This is a genomic window from Sphaerochaeta sp. S2, from assembly GCF_016406725.1.
Classification (GTDB): domain Bacteria; phylum Spirochaetota; class Spirochaetia; order Sphaerochaetales; family Sphaerochaetaceae; genus Sphaerochaeta.
In genome coordinates, this window is the sequence record NZ_JAEKNT010000457.1 from 1 (window position 1) to 2,516 (window position 2,516).

General features: G+C 41.2%; 2 protein-coding genes and 1 pseudogene. All 3 read right to left on the reverse strand.

The features are described 5' to 3' along the window. Positions 1-184 precede the first annotated feature (184 nt). Positions 185-604 (reverse strand): annotated as a pseudogene (locus JF818_RS13120) (recombinase family protein); the annotation flags it as partial. Next, on the reverse strand, positions 601-1,020 hold the full coding sequence (locus tag JF818_RS13125) for a recombinase (RefSeq protein WP_014271468.1): 420 nt from the start codon (positions 1,018-1,020) through the stop codon (positions 601-603). The pseudogene JF818_RS13120 and the gene JF818_RS13125, both read right to left, overlap by 4 nt. A 4-nt stretch (positions 1,021-1,024) precedes the next feature. Next, positions 1,025-1,996: a recombinase family protein gene (locus JF818_RS13130; protein WP_255528460.1), complete on the reverse strand. Its 972-nt coding sequence runs from the start codon at positions 1,994-1,996 to the stop codon at positions 1,025-1,027. Positions 1,997-2,516: the final 520 nt, after the last annotated feature.

Below are 2,516 nucleotides of genomic sequence, written 5' to 3' on the forward strand. Positions count from 1 at the left end.
GACAGTACCAAGGGCAGAAAACAAGCGAAAGACCAAATTCCATCATAATCACAAGTCAAATTGTTAAGATTTTGGGAAAGTTGGGCTTAAGTTGTGAACATTGATTTTAAACACCAAACAAACACCAACAGTCTGCCTGAACCTGCAAATTAGGCGCTCCGTTGCATGGTTTAGGGCATGTTGGTGTACGGAAGTGTTTTTTTTCGAAGTAAACGCCGATGTTCTTATTCTTAAGGGCTCTGGTATAATTCAGACAATCAACCGTATTCCTTGCAAATCGGCTGATGGACTTGGTAATAACCATATCTATCTTGCCTTCGTTACAGTCATTAATCATGCGCTGGAATTCATCACGCTTTTTCGTATTCATTCCAGAAATGCCGTCATCGGCATATATCCCGGCCAGCACCCAATCCGGGTGACTATTGATAAACGAAGTGTAATGCTCAATCTGTGTTTCATAGCTGGTTTCCTGCTCATCACTATCAGTGGAAACACGGCAATAAGCAGCTACTCGTGTTTTCTGGACTTTATCGGTTGTTTTCTGTGTACCGATTGTTTTCTTTGCAGGAATAACCGTAACATTGCTGGCTAAGGAAATCATACATCCACCTCGCTTTCTATCAAGCTGTAGACATATTCTGCCTGTGTAAAAGGATCATCATATTTTATTTGAACCTTTGGCATCTTAAAACCTGTAGCAATCTTGCTCACTTTGGCTGGCTTATCATCAAATACTCTTCCAAGCTTAGCCTGTCGTTTTACACGCTCGGCTTCTGCCGCGACAAAGGTCTCATTATCAATAATCGCCGGGTAATAGTCGTCTCCGAGGTAATGCTTATTTTGCATCATCTTCTTTGCACCTGTGTGGTAAAGCTTAAGTCCGGCGGCTTCTGCTGCTGGCACGTAGGCAAGGCCAGAGAGGTATGCTTTATAGATCTTCTTTACTTGCTTTGCTTTTTCTTCATCAATCACCGCTTTACCATTTTCGATTCTGTATCCGTATGGGACATGACTCATATTCTCACAACCTTTCCTTAAGGGTTAAACCGCACTTTAGTGCGAAGCCTATTTCACTTCTGGTGTAAACAGTAATGTGGTCAACATGTGCCTCAAAGGCAACTGCATCAAATTCTGCAAGTCCTGCACTATTGTTTACATACTTTAAGAGCCTGCTTACTGCTTTCGAATTCTCAAGCTCACCATTTACCGAGCGGTACAAGGCTTCCTTTTCATTTCTCAACTCCTCAGCTTCAGCTAAAAGTTCACTATTCTGTTTGGCATATAGTGCAGGCTCGATGTACTGCTTTGAAAGAAGGTTTGTAAGAACCTGCCTTCGGTCAAAGTTCTGTTCCAAAGCCGTCTCAAGCTCGTTAATTCGAGTAAGTGCATTAGCTTGGTCAATGCTTTTAAGGCTATTAAGGAACGGTTGTAAAAGAACCTTTTTGCTAAAAATCAGCTTGTTCACCATATTTACAAAGGCGACCTCAAAATCCGTCTCGTTGATAAAAAGCTGGCCGCACTTATTTTTGTCCTTCAGGTGAGTGTTGCAGGTGTAAGCATAGTATTTAGCCTTACAAGCGGTATGTGTTCTTCTTTTCCAAGTAGCACCGCATTCAGCGCATATTATTTTTCCTGAGAATGGGTATCGGCTCAGGTACTTCTCATCATCCGCCACAATATTCTTTTCTTTAGCACGCTGGACAATAATCGCCTGTGCCGCTTCAAAGTCCTCGGTGCTAATTATTGCGTCATGATGACCTTTGACATAGTACTGCGGCTTTTCACCCCGATTGGTATGCCTGTTAAACTGCGAATCAGTGAATGTTTTCTGAAAGAGCACATCACCCGTATATTTCTCATTTTTCAGGATTTCTTTAACTACCGTTGAGCTCCATTTGCCGCCTCGCTTTGTCAGTGCCTTTTTCTCTCTAAGTGCTTTTGCTATTTTATAGCTGCCTTTTCCAGAAAGGCATTTACTGCATTTTTCGGTCAGAAGAAATTCAACGAACGATTGCGAAGTATGCTATTGGTTCAAACATTCTTCACGCCTCTAGCGCTATTGAGCATCTGACCTTCCCATGGAGTAAAGAAGAAGTTGAAAAGTTCAATAAGCTTGTCGAACCCATGTATAGACTGATGGTTGATAATATTGAACAAAATATTGCTCTAGCAAAGCTGCAAGATTTTCTCCTTCCGTTATTAATGAATAGGCAAGTAAGAGTTAAGACTTAGCATTTGTGATTAATGCAATCTTGTCTGAATTCTTGTTTTCTTGACTCGATTTATCAGTATCACTTCATTATTAGCATCAGTTGAAAATAACTCTTAGGAAAAAATTCGACAGACACCTACAAACGTTCCAATATGGAGGTTAATATGCACGGCAACAAGGTCCGAAAGAGCACCCATTACAGCTCCAAGACGGCTGTGAAAAAAGCAAACAAAACCCCTGAACTCCAAAACTAAATGGCATATTAATCAACGGTATTGTTGAAAATACGAGTGTGCGTATC